This is a genomic window from Saccharothrix mutabilis subsp. mutabilis (assembly GCF_039521145.1).
Taxonomy (GTDB): domain Bacteria; phylum Actinomycetota; class Actinomycetes; order Mycobacteriales; family Pseudonocardiaceae; genus Actinosynnema; species Actinosynnema mutabilis.
In genome coordinates this window covers 65812-86592 of the sequence record NZ_BAAABU010000018.1, presented here as the reverse complement: position 1 = coordinate 86592, position 20781 = coordinate 65812, and the positions used below count along the sequence as shown (strand labels likewise).

17 protein-coding genes are annotated in these 20781 nt (G+C 74.1%); 9 read left to right on the top strand and 8 right to left on the bottom strand.

The window, feature by feature from the left end:
• The first annotated feature begins 29 nt into the window (after window positions 1–29).
• Complete coding sequence (locus ABD126_RS29025) at window positions 30–239, top strand: hypothetical protein (RefSeq protein WP_343937155.1); 210 nt, start codon at window positions 30–32, stop codon at window positions 237–239.
• A 19-nt stretch (window positions 240–258) separates the two neighbouring features.
• Here the strand turns inward: ABD126_RS29025 and hemG are convergent, their stop codons facing one another.
• From hemG to ABD126_RS29010, 3 genes are read right to left on the bottom strand one after another with little or no spacing between them, the layout of a single operon-like run.
• Window positions 259–1638 carry a protoporphyrinogen oxidase gene (gene hemG, locus ABD126_RS29020; protein WP_343937154.1) on the bottom strand — a complete coding sequence of 460 codons (1380 nt, stop codon included), beginning with the start codon at window positions 1636–1638 and terminating at the stop codon, window positions 259–261.
• A gap of 35 nt (window positions 1639–1673) precedes the next feature.
• Entirely contained in the window at window positions 1674–2156 is a 483-nt protein-coding gene (locus ABD126_RS29015; protein ID WP_343937153.1) for a hypothetical protein, read from the bottom strand.
• A 33-nt stretch (window positions 2157–2189) separates the two neighbouring features.
• Window positions 2190–3389 carry a TIGR04053 family radical SAM/SPASM domain-containing protein gene (locus ABD126_RS29010; protein WP_343937152.1) on the bottom strand — a complete coding sequence of 400 codons (1200 nt, stop codon included), beginning with the start codon at window positions 3387–3389 and terminating at the stop codon, window positions 2190–2192.
• A gap of 244 nt (window positions 3390–3633) precedes the next feature.
• Between ABD126_RS29010 and ABD126_RS29005 the strand changes: the two genes are divergently transcribed.
• The gene (locus ABD126_RS29005; protein WP_343937151.1) at window positions 3634–4851 is read left to right on the top strand and encodes an MFS transporter; all 1218 of its coding nucleotides are present in this window, start codon (window positions 3634–3636) and stop codon (window positions 4849–4851) included.
• Window positions 4852–4931: 80 nt separating this feature from the next.
• On the opposite strand, the gene narI is transcribed toward ABD126_RS29005, so the two are convergent.
• The 4 genes from narI to ABD126_RS28985 are packed head-to-tail and all read right to left on the bottom strand — an operon-like array spanning window position 4932 to window position 11756.
• Window positions 4932–5702, bottom strand: coding sequence for a respiratory nitrate reductase subunit gamma (gene narI / locus ABD126_RS29000; protein ID WP_343937150.1), 771 nt, complete (start codon window positions 5700–5702; stop codon window positions 4932–4934).
• Window positions 5699–6364, bottom strand: coding sequence for a nitrate reductase molybdenum cofactor assembly chaperone (gene narJ / locus ABD126_RS28995; protein WP_343937149.1), 666 nt, complete (start codon window positions 6362–6364; stop codon window positions 5699–5701). The genes narI and narJ overlap by 4 nt, the downstream gene beginning before the upstream one ends.
• Window positions 6361–8058 (bottom strand): nitrate reductase subunit beta, encoded by a 1698-nt coding sequence (narH, locus tag ABD126_RS28990; RefSeq protein ID WP_343937148.1) that lies wholly within the window; start codon window positions 8056–8058, stop codon window positions 6361–6363. Before narH ends, narJ begins: the two co-directional genes overlap by 4 nt.
• A complete protein-coding gene (locus tag ABD126_RS28985) occupies window positions 8058–11756 on the bottom strand; it encodes a nitrate reductase subunit alpha (protein ID WP_343937147.1) in 3699 nt (1232 codons plus the stop codon). Before ABD126_RS28985 ends, narH begins: the two co-directional genes overlap by 1 nt.
• A gap of 281 nt (window positions 11757–12037) precedes the next feature.
• On the opposite strand from ABD126_RS28985, the gene ABD126_RS28980 reads away from it, so the two are divergent.
• From ABD126_RS28980 to ABD126_RS28960, 5 genes are all read left to right on the top strand, one after another.
• Complete coding sequence (locus tag ABD126_RS28980) at window positions 12038–12499, top strand: pyridoxamine 5'-phosphate oxidase family protein (protein WP_343937146.1); 462 nt, start codon at window positions 12038–12040, stop codon at window positions 12497–12499.
• A 60-nt stretch (window positions 12500–12559) separates the two neighbouring features.
• On the top strand, window positions 12560–13210 hold the full coding sequence (locus tag ABD126_RS28975) for a response regulator (protein ID WP_343937145.1): 651 nt from the start codon (window positions 12560–12562) through the stop codon (window positions 13208–13210).
• A 173-nt stretch (window positions 13211–13383) separates the two neighbouring features.
• The gene (locus ABD126_RS28970) at window positions 13384–15096 is read left to right on the top strand and encodes a sensor histidine kinase (RefSeq protein WP_343937144.1); all 1713 of its coding nucleotides are present in this window, start codon (window positions 13384–13386) and stop codon (window positions 15094–15096) included.
• A 177-nt stretch (window positions 15097–15273) separates the two neighbouring features.
• Entirely contained in the window at window positions 15274–15735 is a 462-nt protein-coding gene (locus tag ABD126_RS28965; protein ID WP_343937143.1) for a hypothetical protein, read from the top strand.
• 175 nt (window positions 15736–15910) lie between these two features.
• Entirely contained in the window at window positions 15911–18106 is a 2196-nt protein-coding gene (locus ABD126_RS28960; RefSeq protein ID WP_343937142.1) for an MMPL family transporter, read from the top strand.
• Here ABD126_RS28960 and ABD126_RS28955 read toward each other — a convergent pair.
• Window positions 18054–18959 carry an alpha/beta hydrolase gene (locus tag ABD126_RS28955; RefSeq protein WP_343937141.1) on the bottom strand — a complete coding sequence of 302 codons (906 nt, stop codon included), beginning with the start codon at window positions 18957–18959 and terminating at the stop codon, window positions 18054–18056. The genes ABD126_RS28960 and ABD126_RS28955 overlap by 53 nt on opposite strands.
• Before the next feature lie 84 nt (window positions 18960–19043).
• Here ABD126_RS28955 and ABD126_RS28950 point away from each other — a divergent pair, with 84 nt between their 5' ends.
• On the top strand, window positions 19044–19925 hold the full coding sequence (locus ABD126_RS28950; protein ID WP_343937140.1) for a TetR family transcriptional regulator: 882 nt from the start codon (window positions 19044–19046) through the stop codon (window positions 19923–19925).
• Between the two features lie 149 nt (window positions 19926–20074).
• The gene (locus ABD126_RS28945; protein ID WP_343937139.1) at window positions 20075–20740 is read left to right on the top strand and encodes a universal stress protein; all 666 of its coding nucleotides are present in this window, start codon (window positions 20075–20077) and stop codon (window positions 20738–20740) included.
• Window positions 20741–20781: the final 41 nt, after the last annotated feature.

Sequence of the window (20781 nt, the reverse complement as noted above, 5' to 3'; positions counted from 1 at the left end):
CGTAATGGACGGCGACGGAAGGACGCGACGTGCACTGGTACCTCGAACCCGGCTTCGACCCGACGACCCTGCTGGTCCTGATGGGGCTGGTGGTGATCGGAGCCGCGCTGTCGGTGGCCGCGCTGTCGCTGCGCCGGCCGGTGGCGGCCACCCGCCGGGCGCTGGACATGCGGCTCGCCCTGGGCGAGATCGACGTCGAGACCCACGCGCGCATGGCGGAACGCCTGCGGGACTGGTGACGGCCCGGCGGAACGCGTCCTACCCGCGCGGCACGGCGTCGCCCAGGAGCAGTGAGGCGGTCCGCTCGGCGTCCACCACGCAGGAGGCCACGCCGACACCGCGGTACGCCGCCCCGGTGACGTGGACGCCGGGCAGTGCGCGCAGGGCCGTGTCGATCGTCTCCAGCCGCCCGGCGTGACCGACGGTGTACTGCGGCAGGCCCTGCCGCCACCGCTGCACATGGCTGTGCACCGGGGGCGCGGACAGGTCCAGGGCCGGGGTCAGCTCCCGGTGCACCCGCGCCACGAGTTCGCGGTCGTCGAACGCCGTCCACCGGGTGTCGCCGTGCCGGCCGACCGAGCAGCGGACCAGGACCACCGCCGGGTCGGCGAGGTGCGACCACTTCGCGGGCAACCACGTGCAGCCCACGATCAACCGCTGCGCGGCGGGCGGCACGAGGAAACCGGTGCCGTCGAGCGCGCGGCGCACCGCCTCCCGGGGGTAGGCCAGGACGACGCTCGCGACGTCGGCGTACGGGATCCCGGCCAGGGCGTGGGCCGCGGTCGGGGCGAGCGGCGCGAGGAGGCGGGCGGCGGCCGGGGCCGGCACCGCCAGCACGACCGCGTCCACCTCCAGCGGTCCACCGGTGTCGCAGTGCACGCGGTAGCCGCGGACACCCGGTTCCAGCGCGGTGGCCGCGGTGCCCCGGCGCACGTCGTCCAGCGACGCCGCCAGCGCGGTGACCAGAGCGCCCAGCCCGGTCCGCAGGGTGGCGAACGCGGGGCCGGGGCGCGCGGAACCGGCGTCGCGGCGCAGGGCGAGGTGCAGGCTGCGCGACGTGCGCGCCAGCGCCGCCACGTCGGGCACCGTGCTGCGAGCGCTGAGCCGGTCGGCCCGGCCCGCGTGGATGCCGCCGAGGAGGGGGTCGACCAGGCGGTCGAGGACCTGGCCGCCGAAGCGCGCCCGCACCAGGTCGGCGACCGTGGGGTCCTCGGGCAGCGCGCTCGCGGGCAGCACCAGGTCGCCCGCGGCGCGCAGCAACCCGGCCGGCGACAGCAGCCGCGACCGCAGCAGCGGCCGGATCCGGTGCGGCAGCCCGAACTGCGCGCCCGCGGGCAGCCGGCGCAGCGCCGACCCCGACCACAGGTACGCGCCGGCCGCCGCCGGGGTGACCAGCGCCGGACCCAGGCCCAGCGCGTCCACCAGCGCCCGCATCGCGGGGGCGCGCACCAGGAGACCGTCCGGCCCGGTGTCCACCCGGTGGCCGGCCACCTCCCGGGTGAGCACCTTGCCGCCGAGCCGGTCGTCGGCCTCCAGGACCACCACCTCGGGCGCGGTCCCGCCGGCCCGCAGGAAGTGCGCGGTGGCCAGACCCGAGATGCCGCCACCGATGACCGCGATCCGCTGTGGACCCGCCATGTCGAACCCCTTCTCCGGACCACACCGCCCCGCGGTCACCAGCCGCGCAGCGACACCAGCAGCAACACCGCGCCCAGCACCGCGAACAGCGCGCCCAGCCCCACCACGAGCAGGCTGACCTGCCACGCCTGGTACGCGCCGAGCAGCGCGCCGCGCAGGCTCTGGCCGGTGAACGCCGTCTCGCGCAACCGGGTGAGCCGCTCATCGCCGTGCCCGCCGCCCGTGCAGTCGGCCGCGATCTCGGAGTAGGTGCGGCCGTCGGTCGCCTTGGCCAGGTTGGCGGCGATCACCGCCGAGTACGCCCGCGCCTGGCCCCCGGTGCGCACCGGGGAACCGGCGTGGCGGGCCAGGTCGGCGGGCAGCGCGTCGGCGGCGGGGAAGCGGATGCGCTGAGCCGCCAACTCCGCGCCGACGGCGCGGCGGCCGAGCACACCGCGCACGATCATGGTCGCGCCGGCGGCGAGGAACACCACCGCCGCGCCGGCGGTCAGCACGGCCACCAGGTCGTCGAGCATCACGGGAACAGACCTTTCGCTTGAGGAGCCCGGTGGTCACCGGATCGGGCGGAGCAGGCGGGCCGGGTCGCCGCCCGCGGCGAACGAGCCCGGCCGGTAGCCGCAGGTCGGCTCCTCGGCGTGCACGTCGCCGGTGGTCGCGTAGGCGCGGGCGCGGGAACCGCCGCACACCGCGCGGAACTCGCACGCGCCGCACCGGCCCTTGAGCCGGTCCGGGTCGCGCAACGCGGTGAACAGCGGCGCGGTGCGGTAGATGTCGGGCAGCCGGCGGGTGCGCACGTCGCCCGCGGCCAGCGGCAGGAACCCGCTGGGGTGGACCTCGCCGCGGTGGGAGACGAAGACGAACCCGTTGGCGGAGCCGACCAGCAGCGGTGGCCGGCGCGGCCGGCGGGGTCGGTCGGTGAGCCCGCGGGCGTCCAGCGCGGCGCGCAGCCGGCGGTACAGCGGGCCCAGGCCGAGCGCGTCCTCGTGCGGGACGCCGCGGCGGGCAAGTTCCGCGCGTTGCAGGCAGACCCGCCGGAAGTGGTGTGCCTCGGTCGTCTTCACCGGCACGTTCTCGCCCAGGTCGTACAAGGCGTTCAACACGTCCTCGGTCTCGGTGGCGTCCAAAGAGGACAGTTCACGGCCCCGTCCGGTCGGGACGAGGAAGAACACGCTCCACAGCATCGCCCCGCGGTCGCGCACCTGTGCCGCGATCTCGGGCAGCTCGTTCACCGTGTCGCGGGTGACGGTCGTGTTGATCTGCACCTTCAGCCCGAGGTCCGCGGCGGCGTCCCACGCGCGCGTGGTGAGGTCGTGGACGCCCGGCACGCCGCGGAAGCCGTCGTGGGTGCGCGGGCCCGCCCCGTCCAGGCTCAGCGAGATGGCGCGGGCGCCCGCCGCGCGCAGCCCCGCCAACGCTTCCCGCGTGAGGGTCGGCGTGCCGGAGGGCGACACCGACACCGCCAGGCCCAGGTCGGTGCCGCGCCGCACCAGCTCGGTCAGGTCGGGCCGCTGGAACGGGTCGCCGCCGGTGATGACGAACAGCGGCGCGGGCCGGCCGAACTCCGCGACCTGCGCCATGAGGTCGGTCGCCTCGGCCGTGTCCAGTTCCAGCGGGTCGCGGGCCGGCCGGGCCGACGCGCGGCAGTGCAGGCAGGCCAGCGGGCAGGCCCGCGTGGCTTCCCAGATCACCAGGAACGGCCGGTCCCCCGCCGCCTGCCTCGGCACCCGGACCGCGATGTCAGACCGTCGCACGCGCTCGCCTCCCGATCAGTCCCGCGCCGCGAACGCTAGGCCCGGCCACCGCCGGGGCGCCGCTGCCGGAGGTCCCGTCCCGGACGTGGCCTTCGACCCGGCGAGGCCGGGACGTCCGCACCTCGGGCGGGTCCGGCCCGCGGGCGCACGCTGGTGGGCGACGCCGCGGCCGTGGAGGTGCGGACGGGACGAACCGAGGTGACGATTGACCAGGACGACACGGTCGACAAAGGGGTCAGCTCCGATGGGCACGCGCACGTCACCGACCTCCGCCGAGCAGGGTGTCACCACCGGCCGCCGCACGTTGATGCTGGCCCTGGCCACCCTCGGGTTCGCGGTCAACTTCTGGGCGTGGGCGCTGCTCAGCCCGCTCGGGCCGCTGTTCAAGGACTCGCTCGGGCTCAGCGCGTTCCAGCAGGCGCTGCTGGTGGCGGTGCCCGTCGTGGTCGGCTCGGTGGGCCGCATCCCCGTCGGCGCGCTGACCGACCGCTTCGGCGGGCGGGTGATGTTCCCGCTGGTGTCGGTGGTGACGATCGTCCCGGTGCTGTTCATCGGCTGGTGGGGCCACTCCTCGCTGGCGGCGCTGCTGGTCGGCGGGTTCTTCCTCGGTGTCGGCGGCACCGCGTTCGCGGTCGGGGTGCCGTTCGTCAACGCCTGGTTCCCGCCGCGGCGGCGCGGGCTGGCGATCGGCGTGTTCGGCGCGGGCATGGGCGGGACGGCGATCAGCGCGCTGACCACGGTCCCGCTGGTGGACGCGGCCGGCACCTCGACGCCGTTCGTGGTGACCGCCGTCGTGCTGGCGGTGTACGCGGTCGTCGCGTTCCTGGTGCTGCGCGACGCGCCCGGCCGGGTGGTCCCCGCCGAGTCGCTGGGGCGCCGGCTCGCCGACACGCTCCGCCTGCCGGTGACCTGGCACGCGTCGGCGCTGTACGCGGTCGCCTTCGGCGGGTACGTGGCGTTCTCGGTCTACCTGCCCGCCTACCTCAAGACCGCCTACGGCCTGACGCAGTCCGACGCGGCCAACCGGATGGCCGGGTTCGTGCTGCTGGCGGTCGTGATGCGCCCGCTGGGCGGGTGGCTGTCCGACCGGTTCGGCCCGGTTCGGGTACTGGCCCTCGCACTCGGCGTCGTCACCGCGGGCGCGATTCTCCAAGCGTTCACACCGCCGCTGATGCCGCTGGGCACGATCGCGTTCCTGTCCATGGCCGCCGCGCTGGGCGCCGGCAGCGGGGCGGTGTTCGCGCTGGTCGCGCTGCTGGCGCCGGCGAACCGGGTCGGGTCGGTCACCGGCGTGGTCGGCGCGGCGGGCGGCCTGGGCGGGTTCGTCCCGCCGCTGGTGATGGGCGCGCTGTACGGCGCGGTGTCGTCCTACGCGCTGGGGTTGGCGGCGCTGGCCGCGGTGGCGTGCGCGGCGACGCTGTTCACGGCGACGGTCGTCCGCCGCAGCGTGCGGCGGCGTTGAGTCCCAGCCGGACCCGCCCGTTCAGCACGTGCGGCGTCGCGGCCGGGGTGCGCTCCGCTCGGCCGGTTCGGCGTGGTCGGTCATCGCACCCGCTCCCACCCGCGCCGTGGGGCTCGGCTGCCCATCCGCGCGTCCCGGCTGCGGTAGACGATGTACGGGCGGGTGAGGTAGCCCAGCGGCAGCGAGAACACGTGGACCAGGCGGCTGAAGGGCCAGAAGGCGAACAGCGCCCACGCGGACAGGGCGTGGAGCTTGAACCCGATCGGCGCGGCGGCCATCAGCTCGGGCCGGGGCTGGAAGTAGAAGATCGACCGGAACCACGGCGAGACGGTCTCGCGGTAGTCGTGGGGGTGCTCGGTGAGGTTGCCCAGCACCGTCGTGCCCAGGCCGAGCACGATGGTCCCCACCAGCAGCACGTACATGACCTTGTCGTTGCGGGTGGTGGCGGAGAACACCGGGCCGACGGTGCGGCGGCGGTAGACCAGGATGGCCGCGCCCGCGAGCGTGCACACCCCGGCCAGCACGCCGAGCACCACGGCGATCACGTGGTAGGCCTCGTCGCCGATCCCCACGGCCCGGGTCCACGACTTGAGCACGAGCAGGCCGCCGACGTGCCCGATCACCACGACCAGGACGCCGAAGTGGAACAGCGGGCTGCCCAGCCGCAGCAGCCGGTTCTCGTAGAGCTGGGAGGAGCGCGTGGTCCAGCCGAACTTGTCGTAGCGGTAGCGCCACACGTGGCCGACGACGAACACGGCGATGGACACGTAGGGCACCACGACCCACAGCATGACGTCCAACGTGCTCGCCGGTGCCGTCCCGGCGCCCTGGGCGACGAGCGCGGTGGTCATCGGGGGCCTCCCTGCGGCGTGTACTCGGGCGGCGTGTACTCGGGCGGCATGTACTCAGGCGGGGCGAAGGGCGCGAGGCCCACCTCCTCCTCGGGTGGGCCTTCGGCGGCCAGCCGGGCGACCGCCTCGTGCTCGCGCCTGCCCAGCGGCGGCAGGGTCGCCGAGACCGACTCCAGGACGTGCGCCCACGGCGAGCCCGCCTCGCGCAGGCCCAGGCGGATCAGTTCCAGCCCGGCCCGGTGCTCGGTCAGCAGCCGCAGCCCGACCGCCGCGTCCCCGGTGGCGGCGAACTCCAGCACCACGGCCACGTGGTCGGGCAGTTCGCCGTCGTCGAGCACCAGCCCGGCGGCGCGGTAGGCGTGCTTGAACCGCAGCAGGGCCATGCCGCGCTTGCGGGTGTCGCCGTAGGCGAAGTAGGTCAGGTAGGGGCTGAACCGCTTGCGGTGGTCGAAGGTCGCCACGTAGTCCGCGGCCAGCTCGATCGGCGGGGTGGCCTCGACGTGGTCGAGGAACGCGTCCAGCGGCGCGCCCGGCGCCGGGGGCAGGGTCGCGGTCGCGGCCCGCAGCAGCGGCAGCCTGGCCGTGACCTGCTCGTCGGGGTAGCCCAGCAGCAGCGACTGGACCTGCCAGGCGGTGGCGCGCCGGGCGTCGGTGGGCGTCATGGCTTCGGCTCGACCTCCCCGGCGGGGTCGCCGCCCTCGTCGGCGCGCCGCTTCGGCGGGAACAGCCCCGGCGGGCGGCCCTTGCCGTCCCAGTTGAGCAGGTTGACCCGGTTCTGCTTGCGCACCGGCGCGGCGACGGTGTCGGTGGTCTGCCGGTCGCGCAGCATCCGGAAGTTCTCCACGGCGATCGGCGACGCGCCGCCGGAGGCCTCCCCGAACGGGCCGGAGCCGCCCATGCCGGGGCCGCCCTCGTAGTCCAGGCTGCACTCGGTGGCCAACTCCTCCAGCCCGTGGGCCTGCTCGGCGTGCGCGGGCGGGATGACGTAGCGCTCGTCGTACTTGGCCAGGGCGAGCAGCCGGTACATGTCGTAGACCTGTTCGCCGGTCATGCCGACCTTCGCGGCGACCTCCTCGCGGGGCTCCCGGCCGAGGTTGATGTCGCGCATGTAGGAGCGCATCGCGGCCAGGCGGCGCAGCACCGCGTTGACCGGCTCCACGTCGCCCGCGGTGAACAGCCGCGCGAGGTACTCGACCGGGATGCGCAGCGCCTCGATGGCGGCGAACAGGTTGCCGTGGTCCTCGGCGTCGTGGCCGGTGTCGCGGACCACGTCGACCACCGGCGACAGCGGCGGGATGTACCAGACCATCGGCATGGTGCGGTACTCCGGGTGCAGCGGCAGAGCGACCTTGTAGGTGGTGATCAGCGCGTGGATCGGGGAGCGCTGGGCGGCCTCCACCCAGTCCCGGGGGATGCCCGCCTTCTCGGCCGCGCGGACCACCTCGGGGTCGTGGGGGTCGAGGAACACCCGCCGCTGCGCCTCGTACAGGTCGCGCTCGTCGGGGGTCGACGCGGCCTCCAGCACCTGGTCGGCGTCGTAGAGGACCAGGCCGATGTAGCGCAGCCGGCCCACGCAGGTCTCCGCGCACACGGTCGGGATGCCGACCTCGACGCGGGGGAAGCAGAACGTGCACTTCTCGGCCTTGCCGGTGCGGTGGTTGAAGTAGACCTTCTTGTACGGGCAGCCCGACACGCACATCCGCCAGCCCCGGCACCGGTCCTGGTCGACCAGCACGATGCCGTCCTCGCTGCGCTTGTAGATCGCGCCCGAGGGGCACGACGCCGCGCAGGAGGGGTTGAGGCAGTGCTCGCAGATGCGCGGCAGGTAGAACATGAACGTCTGCTCGAACTCGAACTTCACCTTGTCGGCGATGCCCTTGAGCAGCGGGTCGCGCTCGCCGTGGTCGGGGGCTCCGCCGAGGTTGTCGTCCCAGTTCGCCGACCACGTGATCTTCGTGGGTTCGCCGCTGATCAGCGAGCGCGGCCGGGCGACGGGCGTGTGCTGCTGAAGCGGCGCGCTGGTGAGGTTGTCGTAGTCGTAGGTCCAGGGCTCGTAGTAGTCGTCCAGCGCGGGCAGCTTGGGGTTGCTGAAGATCGTCAGCAGCTTGCGCAGCCGCCCGCCGCCCTTGAGCTTGAGCCGGCCGCGCCTGGTCAGCTCCCAGCCGCCGCGCCAGCGCTCCTGGTCCTCGTAGGTGCGCGGGTAGCCCTGGCCGGGGCGGGTCTCGACGTTGTTGAACCACACGTACTCGACACCGGTGCGGTTGGTCCACGCCTGCTTGCAGGTCACCGAGCAGGTGTGGCAGCCGATGCACTTGTCGAGGTTCATCACCATCGCCATCTGGGCCATGACGCGCATCAGTAGGTCACCTCCTGGCTCCGGCGGCGGATGACCGTGACCTCGTCGCGCTGGTTGCCCGTGGGGCCGAGGTAGTTGAACGCGAAGGACAGCTGCGCGTAGCCGCCGATCAGGTGCGAGGGTTTGACCAGCAGCCGGGTCAGGGAGTTGTGGATGCCGCCGCGCTTGCCGGAGGTCTCGGTGCGGGGCACGTCGATGAGCCGGTCCTGGGCGTGGTGCATGTAGACGGTGCCCTCGGGCATCCGGTGGGAGACCACGGCGCGGGCGACGACGACGCCGTTGCGGTTGACCGCCTCGATCCAGTCGTTGTCGGCCACCCCGACCTTCGCAGCGTCCTCTTTGGACATCCAGATCGTCTGCCCGCCCCGGGACAGGCTGAGCATGAACAGGTTGTCCTGGTACTCCGAGTGGATGGACCACTTGTTGTGCGGGGTCAGGTACCGGACGGTGATGCCCAGCTCGCCGTGCTCACCCACGCGGGGTTCGGCGAACAGGGCGTGCATGTCAAGCGGTGGTCGGAACACCGGCAACTGCTCCCCCAGCTCGCCCATCCAGTCGTGGTCGAGGAAGAAGTGCTGGCGGCCGGTGAGGGTGTGCCACGGTTTGAGCCGCTCGACGTTGATGGTGAACGGCGAGTAGCGGCGTCCGCCGGTCTCGCTGCCCGACCACTCCGGCGAGGTGATGACCGGGACCGGCGCGGACTGCGTGTCGGCGAAGCTGATCCGCTTGCCCTCGTGCTCGGCGGCCAGGTCCGCCAGCCGCGTCCCGGTGCGCTGTTCGACGGTGCGGAAGCCCTGCGTGGCCAGGTGGCCGTTGGTGGTGCCGGACAGCGCGAGGATCGCCTCGCACGCGTGCACGTCGCGGACCAGCGACGGGCGGCCGTCGGCGGGACCGCCGCGGATGGCGCCGTTGACGTGGCGCAGGTGCTCGACCTCTCGTTCGACGCGGAAGGTGACGCCCTTGGTGGTCGCGCCGAGCGAGTCGAGCAGCGGGCCCAGCGCGCCCATCTTGGCCGCGATCGCGGTGTAGTCGCGCTCCACCACGGTGATCCGGGGCATGGTGACGCCGGGGACCGGCTCGCACTGGCCCGCCTTCCAGTCGCGCACCACGCCGTGCGGGGTGGCCAGCTCGTCGGGGGTGTCGTGCAGCAGCGGGGTGGCCACGACGTCCTTGCGGGTCCCGAGGTGGTCGGCGGCGAGCCGGCTGAACACCTCCGCGATGGCCTGGAACGCGGCCCAGTCGGTGCGGGTCTGCCACGGCGGCGCGATGGCGGGGTTGAACGAGTGCACGAACGGGTGCATGTCGGTGGTGTTGAGGTCGTGCTTCTCGTACCACGTCGCCGCGGGCAGCACCACGTCGGAGAACAGGGTGGTGCTGGTCATCCGGAAGTCCAGCGACAGCAACAGGTCCAGCTTGCCGACCGGCGCTTCGTCGTGCCACACCACGTCTTTGGGGCGAGCGCCCGGCGGGGCCTCCTGCGCGCGCAGCGAGTTGTCCGCGCCGAGCAGGTGCTTGAGGAAGTACTCGTTGCCCTTGGCCGACGAGCCGAGCAGGTTGGCCCGCCACACGCTGAGCACGCGCGGGAAGTTCTCCGGGGCGTCGGGGTCCTCGCAGGCGAACCGCAGCCGGCCCGCCTTGAGCTGCGACACCACGTGCTCGGCCGCGGGCGCCCCGGCCGCCTCGGCCTCGTCGGCCAGGTCGAGCGGGTTGCGGTCGAAGGTCGGGTAGGACGGCATCCACCCCATCCGCGCCGACTGGGCGATCACGTCCGCGGTGGTCCTGCCCGCCAACTGCCCGCCGGTACCGGCGGCGGCGAGGGTGTCCGCGCCGAACGGGTCGTAGCGGAACTGGTCGGTGTGCAGGTACCAGTAGGCGGTCTGGATCATCTGCCGCGGCGGGCGCGACCAGTCCAGCCCGAAGGCCAACTGGGCCCAGCCGGTGACCGGGCGGCACTTCTCCTGGCCCACGTAGTGCGCCCAGCCGCCGCCGTTGACGCCCTGGCAGCCGGTGAGCGTGGTCAGGGCGAGGAAGGCGCGGTAGATGGTGTCGGAGTGGAACCAGTGGTTGGTCCCCGCGCCCATGATGATCATCGACCGGCCGCGCGACTGCTCGGCGTTGGCCGCGAACTCCCGGCCGATCCGCTCCGCCGCCCGCGCCGGCACCCCCGTGATGGCCTCCTGCCAGGCTGGTGTGCAGGGCTGCCCGGCGTCGTCGTAGCCCGTGGGCCACTGGCCGGGCAGGCCCTCACGGCGCACGCCGTACTGGGCCAGCAGCAGGTCGAACACGGTGGTGACCAGGTGCTCCCCGACGCGGCGCACCGGCACCCCGCGCGACAGGACCGCGGCCGAGCCGTCCGGGGAGTCGAAGCGCGGCAGGGCGACCACGACCGACTCGCCGCCCGCCACCGACAGCAGCGGGTCGACCCCGCCCAGGTCCAGGTTCCAGCGGCCCTCGCCCTGCTCGCCGAAGCGGTGGCCCAGGGAGCCGTTGGGCACCACCGGGGAGCCGTCCGCGTCGAGCAGGACGGTCTTGAACGCGGCGTTCTCGGTGTCGGCGTGGTCGGGCAGGTCGGCGGCGGTGAGGAACTTGCCGGGCACGTGCACGCCGTCGCGGGTGTCCAGGCGCACCAGGAACGGCAGGTCGGTGTAGCGCTTGACGTAGTCGGTGAAGTACGGCGCCTGCCGGTCCACGAAGAACTCGCGCAGGACCACGTGCCCCATGGCCATGGCCAGCGCGCCGTCGGTGCCGGGGCGGGCGGACAGCCACTCGTCGGCGAACTTGACGTTGTCGGCGTAGTCGGGGGCCACCGCAACGACCTTCTGGCCCCGGTAGCGGGCCTCGGCCATCCAGTGCGCGTCCGGGGTGCGGGTGACCGGCAGGTTCGAGCCCCACATGATCAGGTACCCGGCGTCCCACCAGTCCCCCGACTCGGGCACGTCGGTCTGGTCGCCGAACACCTGCGGCGAGGCCACCGGCAGGTCGGCGTACCAGTCGTAGAACGACAGCATCGACCCGCCCAGCAGCGACACGAACCGCGCGCCCGAGGCGTGCGAGACCATCGACATCGCCGGGATCGGCGAGAACCCCGCGACGCGGTCCGGGCCGTAGGCCTTGATCGTGTGCACGTGGGCCGCCGCGACCATCTCGGTGGCCTCGTCCCACGTCGCGCGCACCAGCCCACCCCGGCCGCGCGCGGCCTTGTAGCGGCGGGCGCGTTCCGGGTCCTCCACCACGTCCGCCCAGGCCAGGACGGGGTCGCCGGTGCGGGCCTTGGCCTCGCGGTACATCTCCAGCAGCACGCCGCGCACGTACGGGTAGCGCACGCGGGTCGGCGAGTAGGTGTACCAGGAGAACGCCGCGCCGCGCGGGCAGCCGCGCGGCTCGTACTCCGGCCGGTCGGGGCCCACCGACGGGTAGTCGGTCTGCTGCGCCTCCCAGGTGATGATCCCGTCCTTGACGTAGACCTTCCACGAGCACGACCCGGTGCAGTTCACGCCGTGCGTGGACCGCACCACCTTGTCGTGGCTCCACCGGTCCCGGTAGAACTCGTCGGCCTGCCGCCCGCCGATCCGGTGCAGCGTCCGCAGGTCGTCGGAGACCTCGGCGCGGGTGAAGAACCTGCGGGTTCGCACCAGGGCGTCGGTGATCGCCGTGTCCAGGCCAACCCCGGCGGCGCGCGGGTCGTTGTCGGTGCTCACGGTGCCGGCTCCTCGGGCAGTCGTGGGGCAGGTGGATCGACGGCGCTGCCTCGACCCTAACGGCGACCGCGGCCGGCCGCAGTTCGCCGGGAACCTGGCCGACCGCCGGGCGACGGCGGTCGCCCGGACGCGGTGGCCCCCTGCGTCTCCGAGGCGACGGCCGGGACCCGGTGGTGTCGCCGTGCCCGCCTGAACGGGGTCCTCCTGCTCTGCCCCCGCGCCGCTTCGAAGCGCACAGTCGAGGTGCCGGCAACAAACGCCGCACTTAGGGAGCCGGAGCCATGGAAGCGCAGACCGCAGCCCGGAAACTCAGCCGCCGGCGGTGCCTGCAACTGCTCGGCACCGCCGACCGGGGCAGGCTCGTCGTGGTCCACCAGGTGCTGCCGGTGGTCCAGCCGGTCGCCTACCGGGTCGACGGCGGGGACGTCCTCGCCGAGGTCGACGACCGGTTCGTCCCGCCGCGCACGGTCACCGACACCATCGTCGCCTTCCAGGCCGACAACCTGGGGAGCGACCCGCTCGACGGCTGGACGGTGACCGTGGTCGGGCACGCCCACCCGACCGGTGACACCACCGGGCACACCCCGGGCGAACCCGACGACGACCACCCCGCCACCCGCCTGGTGCGCATCCGGATCGAACGGATCACCGGCAACCGCGTCCCCCTCCAGGACGACCACTCACCCACGGCGACGCCGGACGACGCCGGTCTACTGGCCGCCGCGAGCGGGGTCCCCGTTTAGGACCGGCGTCCCGGGGTACGGCACGGGGAGACCCGGGACGAGCGGAGGGGTGGCCCAACGGTGACACGGGTGTTTCTGGTGGACGACCACGAGATCGTGCGCGTCGGCGTCCGCGAACTGCTCGACGGCGAGGACGGTCTGGAGGTCGTGGGCGAGGCCGGGTCGGTGGACGAGGCGCTGGCCCGGGTGCCGGGCAGCGGCGCCGAGGTCGCCGTGCTGGACGTGCGGCTGCCCGACGGCAACGGCATCGAGCTGTGCCGGGAGCTGCGGTCCCGGATGCCGGAGCTGCGCTGCCTGATGCTGACCTCGTTCACCGACGACCAGGCGCTGTTCGACGCCGTCATGGCCGGCGCGTCGGGGTTCGTGCTCAAGCGCATCGTCAGCCACGACCTCGTCGCCGCGGTCCGCAAGGTCGCCTCCGGGCAGTCCCTGCTGGACGCCCGGTCCACCACGGCCCTGCTCAACCGCATCCGCCGCGAGCGCGACGAGGCCGACCCGGTGCGCGGCCTCACCGAGCAGGAGCGCGTCGTGCTCGACCACATCGGCCAGGGCCTGAGCAACCGGCAGATCGCCGAGCGGATGTTCCTCGCCGAGAAGACGGTGAAGAACTACGTCTCCAACCTGCTGTCCAAGCTCGGCCTGCAACGCCGCACCCAGGCCGCCGTCCTCGCGAGCAGGTTGCGCGCGCCCACCCGACCCGCCGAGGAGTAGCGCGGCGCGCACCACCGCCCGCGACGACGCGGTCATCGCCGGCGCGGTTCCCGGCGTCGAAGTCGCGACCGGGCCCGCCTGACGGCCTCCTTGATCGGTTCCGAAGCCGGGAGGCCGGTCGGGGCGCACGGCGGCGGGTACGCCCACTACGACGACATCGTGCGGGAGGTGGCATGTCCGGACCGGGGGAAGGCGGCTCGACCGGCCGTCGCGAGATCCAGGGGTTGTCGGGGCTGCGGCTCAAGGAGCTGGTCAGGGAGGTCACCGAACGCCTGGGCGCGATCGCCGCCGGCCAGAGCAGGCTGGAGGCGCTGCTGGACGCGGTGGTGGGCGTGGCGTCGGGGCTGGAGCTGGACCCGACGCTGAAGCGGATCGTGCAGGCCGCCACCGACCTGACCGACGCCCGCTACGGGGCGCTGGGGGTGCTCGGGGACGACGGGCGCCTGTCCAACTTCGTCTACGTCGGCATCGACGAGCGGACCCGCGCCCGGATGGGCCCGCTGCCCACCGGGCACGGCCTGCTGGGGCAGCTCATCGCCGACCCGCGGCCGTTGCGGCTGACCGACCTGGCCGCGCACACCTCGTCCATCGGGTTCCCCGAGCACCACCCGCCGATGGGCAGCTTCCTGGGCGTGCCGGTGCGGGTTCGAGACGAGGTGTTCGGCAACCTGTACTTGACCGACAAGCGCGGCGGGGAGTTCACCGCCGACGACGAAGCGGTCATGCAGGCCTTGGCGGCGGCGGCGGGCGTGGCGGTGGAGAACTCGCGGCTGTTCGAGCAGGCGCGGACGCGGCAACGGCGGCTGGAGGCCACCGGCGAGGTCATCACCGAACTGCTCTCCGGCATCTCCGAACGCGGCGCGCTGCGGCTGATCTGCCGGCGCGCGGCGGAACTGGCCGACGCCGACCGCGCGCTGGTGCTGGTCCGCGACCGGGACTCCGACGCCTGGCGGGTGGACGCCGCCGACACCGACGACGGCGCTCTGGTCGGTCGACGGGTTCCGTCCTCCGACCGGTTGTTGGCCGAGGTGCTCGCCGCCGCGATGCCCGTGCTGGAACGCGACCTCGACCGCGAGTCCTCGACCGAGCTGGCCGACCTGCTGCCCGGTCTGCGGCACGTGATCGGTGTGCCCATGCGCTCCGAGGGCGATGTGGTCGGTGTGCTGATGGCGCTGCGGCTCAAGGGCCGCCCCGCCTACTCACCCGACCAGGTGCCCACGATGGCCTCCTTCGCCGACCAGGCGTCGCTGGCCCTGGAACTGGCCGAGAAGCGCCGCGGCGCCGAGGAGTTGGCCGTCTACTCCGACCGCGACCGCATCGCCCGCGACCTGCACGACCACGTCATCCAAAGGCTCTTCGCCGCCGGCATGGGGTTGCAGAGCACCCTGCGGCTGCTGCGCGGCCACCCCGCCGAACAGCGCGTGCGGCAGACCGTCGCCCACCTCGACGACGTCGTCGGCGAGATCCGCAGCTCCATCTTCGACCTGCACCTGACCACCGACGAGGCGGCCACGAGCCCGCGCCGCAGGCTGCTCGACGCCGCCACCGACGCCGCACCGGGCCTCACCGTGACCATGAAGGTGTCCGGCGCCCTGGACACGCTCGTGCCCGCGGAGCTGGTGCCCGACGTCGAGGCGGTGCTGCGCGAGGCCCTGTCCAACGCCGCCCGCCACGGCCGCGCGGACCAGGCCACGGTCACCCTCGACGCCACCCCGGACCGCCTCACCGCGGAGGTCGTGGACAACGGCGTCGGCATCGACCCGCGAGCCGCGCGCAGCGGGCTGCGCAACCTGGAGCGGCGCGCCACCGCGCTGGGCGGCGACCTGCTGGCCGAACCGCTGCCCGAGCGCGGCACCCGGCTGCGCTGGAGCGTCCCCCTGCCCTGACCCGACCTGCCCTGCCCAGGCCCGACCCGCCCTGCCCCGGCCTGCCCCGACCGGACGGCACCGGCACGTCGCGGACCGACGTCCCGGTCCGGTGGTGTCCTTCGCCCGTCCCGCCGGGCGCGTCGCGGCGCGAGGATCGAGGTGACCAACGGCTCGACCACCACCTCGGAGGCTGTCATGACCACCACGCCGCGGCCGACCCCACCCCGGACGGGGTACCTGATCGCCGCGCTGGTCGACGTCGTCCTGCTCTACCTGATCAACGGCTACCCCGGGTGGCGCGCGCTGCCCTTCCTCACCGAGGCCGCCCGGGACGTGGTGGTGAGCTTCGACATCGCGCTCGCGGTGGGCGTGGTCGTCAACCTGGTCTGCCTGGTGCTGCCCCACCAACTGCCGATCCGGGTGGGCGAGGTCGTGACGACCGCCGCCGGCCTGGCGGCGCTGGTCCACCTCAACGCCGTGTTCCCGTTCACCTTCGACGGCGGCACGGTCGACTGGACCACCGTCACCCGGCTGGGGCTGATCTTCGTCATCGTGGTCGTGTCGATCGCCCTGGTCGTGCAACTCGCCCGGCTGGTCATCGCGCTGCTCGCGCCGCGCCACGACGACACGCCGTCGAACCCGCGCCCGGTGACGTGACGGTCTGAAGTCCCGGCGCGGAACCGGAGTACGCGCGGACGGGCGCGGTCGCCTCGTGGCGACGACAACCGGCCCACCGGCGGGTGCCCGGCCGGTGTCGGCCAGGATGTCCCCGAAACGAGCGGCCGTCCGCGCCGCGGTGGGGGCGGCCGGACCCGACAGCGCTGGAGAACCGATGACTGCTGCGTTACCGGACAGCCGGGCGGCACGGGCCGTGTCGGCGCTGGGCCGGGCGTCCGTCCGCCACCGGTCCCTCGTGATCGCCACCTGGGTCCTGCTGGTCCTGGCCCTGGTGACCGCGGCACGCGTGATCGGCACGCCGACCGACAACGACGTGCGCCTGCCGGGCACCGACGCCCAACTCGTGCGGGACCTCACCGCGTCACCGGAGTCCCCGCTCACCTCCGCGACGATCATCGTGGTGACCCGCGACGGGCGCCTGGACGACGAGGCCCGTTCCGGGGTGCTGGCGGCGACGCTCGCCTCCCTCCGAGCCGCCGAGCACGTCACGACCGTGAAACCGCCCTCGACGCGGGAGGGGACGCTCTCGGAGGACGGGACCACCGGGCTGTTCACCGTGGGCCTGGACGTGCGTCGGGCCGAGCTGGGCGAACCCGTCGCGCGTGCCGTCACCGACGCCGCCCGGCCCGCCGCCGACGCCGGCCTGCGGGTGCTGCCCGGCGGCGCGCTCGCCCAGGTCCTCGACGGCTCCGGCAGCACCGGCGGCGAGTACTTCGGGCTGGCCCTGGCCGCCGTCGTCCTCTTCCTCGCGCTCGGCGGCCTCCTCGGCGCGGTGCTGCCGCTGGTGGCCTCGGCGCTCGCGGTCGTCGTGACGCTCCAGGTCGTGGGGCTCGCCGGGAACCTCACCGCCGTCCCCTCCCAGGCCGCGACCCTGGCCCTCATGGTCGGGCTCGGCGTCGGCATCGACTACGCGCTGTTCCTGCTCAACCGGTTCCGCACGCTCGCGCGGTCGGGGCTGTCGGTGCCCGACGCCATCGACCGCGCGACCGCCGACTCGGGCACCGCGGTCGTGTTCGCCGGGGCGACCGTCGCGGTCGCGCTCGCGGGGCTCGGCCTGACCGAGGTGCCCCTGCTCCAGACGCTGGCCTGGACGTGCGGGCTCGCGGTGCTGTTCGCCGTGCTCGCCGCGCTCACCCTGCTGCCCGCGCTGACCTCGTTCGCCGGGAAGCGGCTCGCCCGCGGCGGGGCCCTGCACAACCGGTTCAACCGCGGCGTCGGCGGTTTCTGGGCGCGGCAGGCCGACCGGGTCACCCGACGGCCGTGGCCCGCGGGAGGAGCCGCGCTCGTGGTGCTGGCCCTGCTCGCCGCGCCGGCGGTCGACCTGCGGTTCGGGCAACTCGACGCCGGGCACTCCCCGGAGTCCACCGCCGTCCGCCAGGCGCACGACGCCGTCGCGGCGGCGTTCGGCCCCGGCAGGGGCTCGGCGCTGACCGTGCTCGGCCGGCTCGACACCCCGGTCGCCGGTGCCGGCGACCCGCGGGTGACCACGCTGGTGCAGCGGGCGCGCACCCACCCCGGGGTGGCCGCCGTCGGGCCGGTGACGCCCTCCGCGGACGGGCGGGTCGTCACGTTCCCGGTGACCGCCGAGACCTCGGGCGGCGACCCCGCGACGGCCGACCTCGTCCACCGCCTGCGGGAGCTGTCCGTGCCGGGCATGACCGTGCACGTCGGCGGCCCCACCGCCGCCCGGGTGGACCTCGCCGACCGCGTCACCGACAAGCTGCCGCTGGTCATCGCAGTGGTGCTGCTGCTGTCCATCGCCATCCTGCTGCCGGCTTTCAAGGCGCCGCTGCTCGCCCTCAAAGCGGCCGTGATGGACCTGATCTCCATCGGCGCGGCCTACGGGGTCCTCACGGCGGTGTTCACGTGGGGTTGGGGCGTGACGTGGATCGGCCTGTCCGGTCCGGCGCCGATCCCGAGCTTCGTGCCGCTCATGCTGTTCGCCCTGCTGTTCGGGCTGTCCATGGACTACGAGGTGTTCCTGCTCAGCGACGTCCGGCGGCGGTGGCGCGAGACCGGGGACAACCTCCGTTCGGTTCGCGAGGGCCTGATCGGCACCGGCCGCGTGATCACCGCGGCGGCGGCCATCATGGTCGGCGTCTTCCTCGCGTTCGTGCCCAACGACGACCCGACGATCAAGATGTTCGGCGTCGGCATGGCGGTCGCGATCACCGTGGACGCCACCGTCGTCCGCTGCCTGCTCGTCCCGGCCACGATGGCGGTGCTCGGCGACCTCAACTGGTGGGTGCCGGGCCGACGGCGCTCCCCCGGCGAGGCCGCGCCGCTGCCCGACCGCGTCAGCCCGGGTCCCGGTGGAGGCAGCGGCGCAGGAACGCGACCTGGTCGGTGAGGGCCCGCTCGCGGGTGGCCGGGTCGACGTAGAAGGTGAAGTGCGTGCCGGGATAGGTGAGCAGCTCCCCGCGCGGGGCCCGCTCCGCCAGCGCCCTGGTCGTCTCGATCGGGGTTTCGCGGTCGTCGGCGGCGGCGCAGACCAGCAGGGGCATGGACAGCCGGGCGGCGGCCCGGTCGGGGTGGTAGCGCATCATGCCCAGCAACCCGCGCGGCGCGACGCTGTTGCGCCACAACGTGGTCGCCTCACCGCTGGTGAGCGCCTGGATGTGCTGGTCGGCCTCGGCGGTGGCCGCGACGGCGAGTTCGCCCGGCCGGCCGACCATGGGGATGTAGTACGGGCTCAGGCCGAGCTTGCCGCGCAGCGCGTCCCAACCGATGGCGGCCAGCAGCCGCAGCGTCTGCCACGTCGAACGTCCCTCGACCCGTTCGGGGAAGCCGTTGAACGGGATCTGCGCGACCACGGCGACGATGTCCGGGTCGTCGGCGGCGACGGAGACGACGTGGGCGCCGCCCAGCGAGTTGCCCCACAGCGCGACCGCGCCGGGATCGACGTGCTCGTTGCGCCGGGCGAACGCGACGGCGGCGCGCACGTCCTCCTGCTGGCCCGCCACGTCGACCAGCTGACGCGGCTCGCCGGCGCTCTCCCCGAAGCTCCGGTAGTCGAACACGAGGGCCGCCATCCCCTCTTCGGCGAACCGCTCGGCGTGCGGGAACAGCCGGTCCATCGTCCCGCTGAACCCGTGGCACAGCACGACGCACGGCCGCGGCCCGTCCGCGCCGGGCGGCAGGTGGAGGTATCCCGCGCAGGTGGTGCCACGCGACGGGAAGGCGATCTTGATCCGTTCGGCCACGACTCTCCCCCCAGTGGACTTACCGACGGTCAGCATGCTAGACGATTCACCGACCGATGGTAAGCGCCGCACCCCAGGAGCCCCATGAGCCCGACGCCGGAGCGGATCCTGGCGTCCGCCCGCGCCCTGTTCGCCGAACGCGGCTACCGCGCCACCTCCATGCAGGCCATCGCGGACCGGGTCGGCATCACGAAAGCGGCGCTGTACCACCACTTCGCGGCCAAGGACGACCTCCTGCGCCACCTCACGCTGCCGCTGCTGGACGAGCTGGAGGCCGCGCTGGGCGAGGCGGAGGCGGGCGGCGACCCGGAAGCGGGCGGCGAGGCGGAGGCCGGCGGCGACCCGAAAGCGGGCGGCGACCCGGAGGCCGGCGGCGACCCGAAGGCCGCCGGCGACCCGAAAGCGGGCGGCCACCCGGAAGCGGGCGGTGACCCGGAAGCGGTGCGCTGGCGCGCCATCGAGGGCTACGTCGACGTCTACCTGCGTCACCGGGAGACGTTGCTGATGCTGGTCCGGGACATGACGCTGCTGGTGCAGGCGCCGGTGGCCGACCGGTTCCGCGCGGCGGTCGCCCTGGCCAACGACCTGGTGTGCGGACCGGACCGCAGCCTGGCGGGACGGGTGCGCGCCGCCCAGGTCGTCGCGGGCCTGGGCGATCCGGTGGTGCTGTTCCTGGACGTGCCGCCCGATCGGCTCAAACGCCTCATCCTCGACGGCGCGCGCGCCCTGTTGGCCGAGACCCCCGTGGCCGACGGTCCGCCCGGACCGGCTCCCGTCGACCCGGCCGGTGGACGCCCGCGCGGCCGTCCACGGGGGCGCGGCGGGGGCCGTCCCGCCGCGTTGAGCGAGCCGGAGGCCGGGCGGGCACGGGAGTTGTACGCGGCCGGGCGCCCGGTGGCGGAGATCGCCGAGCGCCTCGGCGTCTCCCGGGCCACCGTCTACCGGTCTCTCAAATCCCCAGGTTGATTTCGAAATCAAATCTGCGGGTCCCGGGTCGGTCGGGACCTTGGCCACTGCCGCACCGCCCGGCACGCGACGAACATCGAGGTAGGCACGAGGTGGCGCACCGCCGCACCCAAGGCCGCCGCCACCGGTTACGGACCCGAGGTGAGGACATGACCAAGCCCGTGATCGTCGCCACCGACCCCACACCCGCCGGCGACGCCGCCCGGCGGTGGGCCGCCGAACACGCGCGACTGCTCGACGCGCCACTGCGCTCGTGCTCGGCCGAACCCGCCGACCTGCTCACCGCCGCCTTCCACGCCGACACCATCGTGCTCGGCCACCACGGCCCCTTCGCACTGCCCCGCCACCTCACGGCCGTGGCCGAGCACGCGGACTGCGACGTCGTGGTCGTGCGCGGAACACCCGAGGCCGTGCACGGCGCGCACCACCGCGTCACGGCCCTGGTGACCGGATCGGTCAACGACCCACCGGTCCTGCACCGCGCCGCGGACCTGGCGCGGCGGCGCGGCAGCTCCCTGCGCGTGCTGCACGCCGTCCCGCCACTGCCCGTGCGCACCGACGACCCGCACCGGCCCATCACCAACGCCGACGAACTGCTGCGCGGCATCCGGCACTCGTCCGTGGTCGCGCGGATGCACCCGCACGAGGCCATCGCCCACCACGCCGACACCGACCTGCTCGTCGTCGGCGACCCGGGCCCCACCACCCGCACCGCGCTGCACCACGCGCCGTGCCCGGTCCTCGTGGTGCACCGCCCCCCGACCGACGACAGCCGCGTCCCCACGCAACGCCGCGCCCTGACCCCCGCGCACTGACCCGACCCGGCGGGGCCCGACCCTGGCGGCCGTGCGGTGCA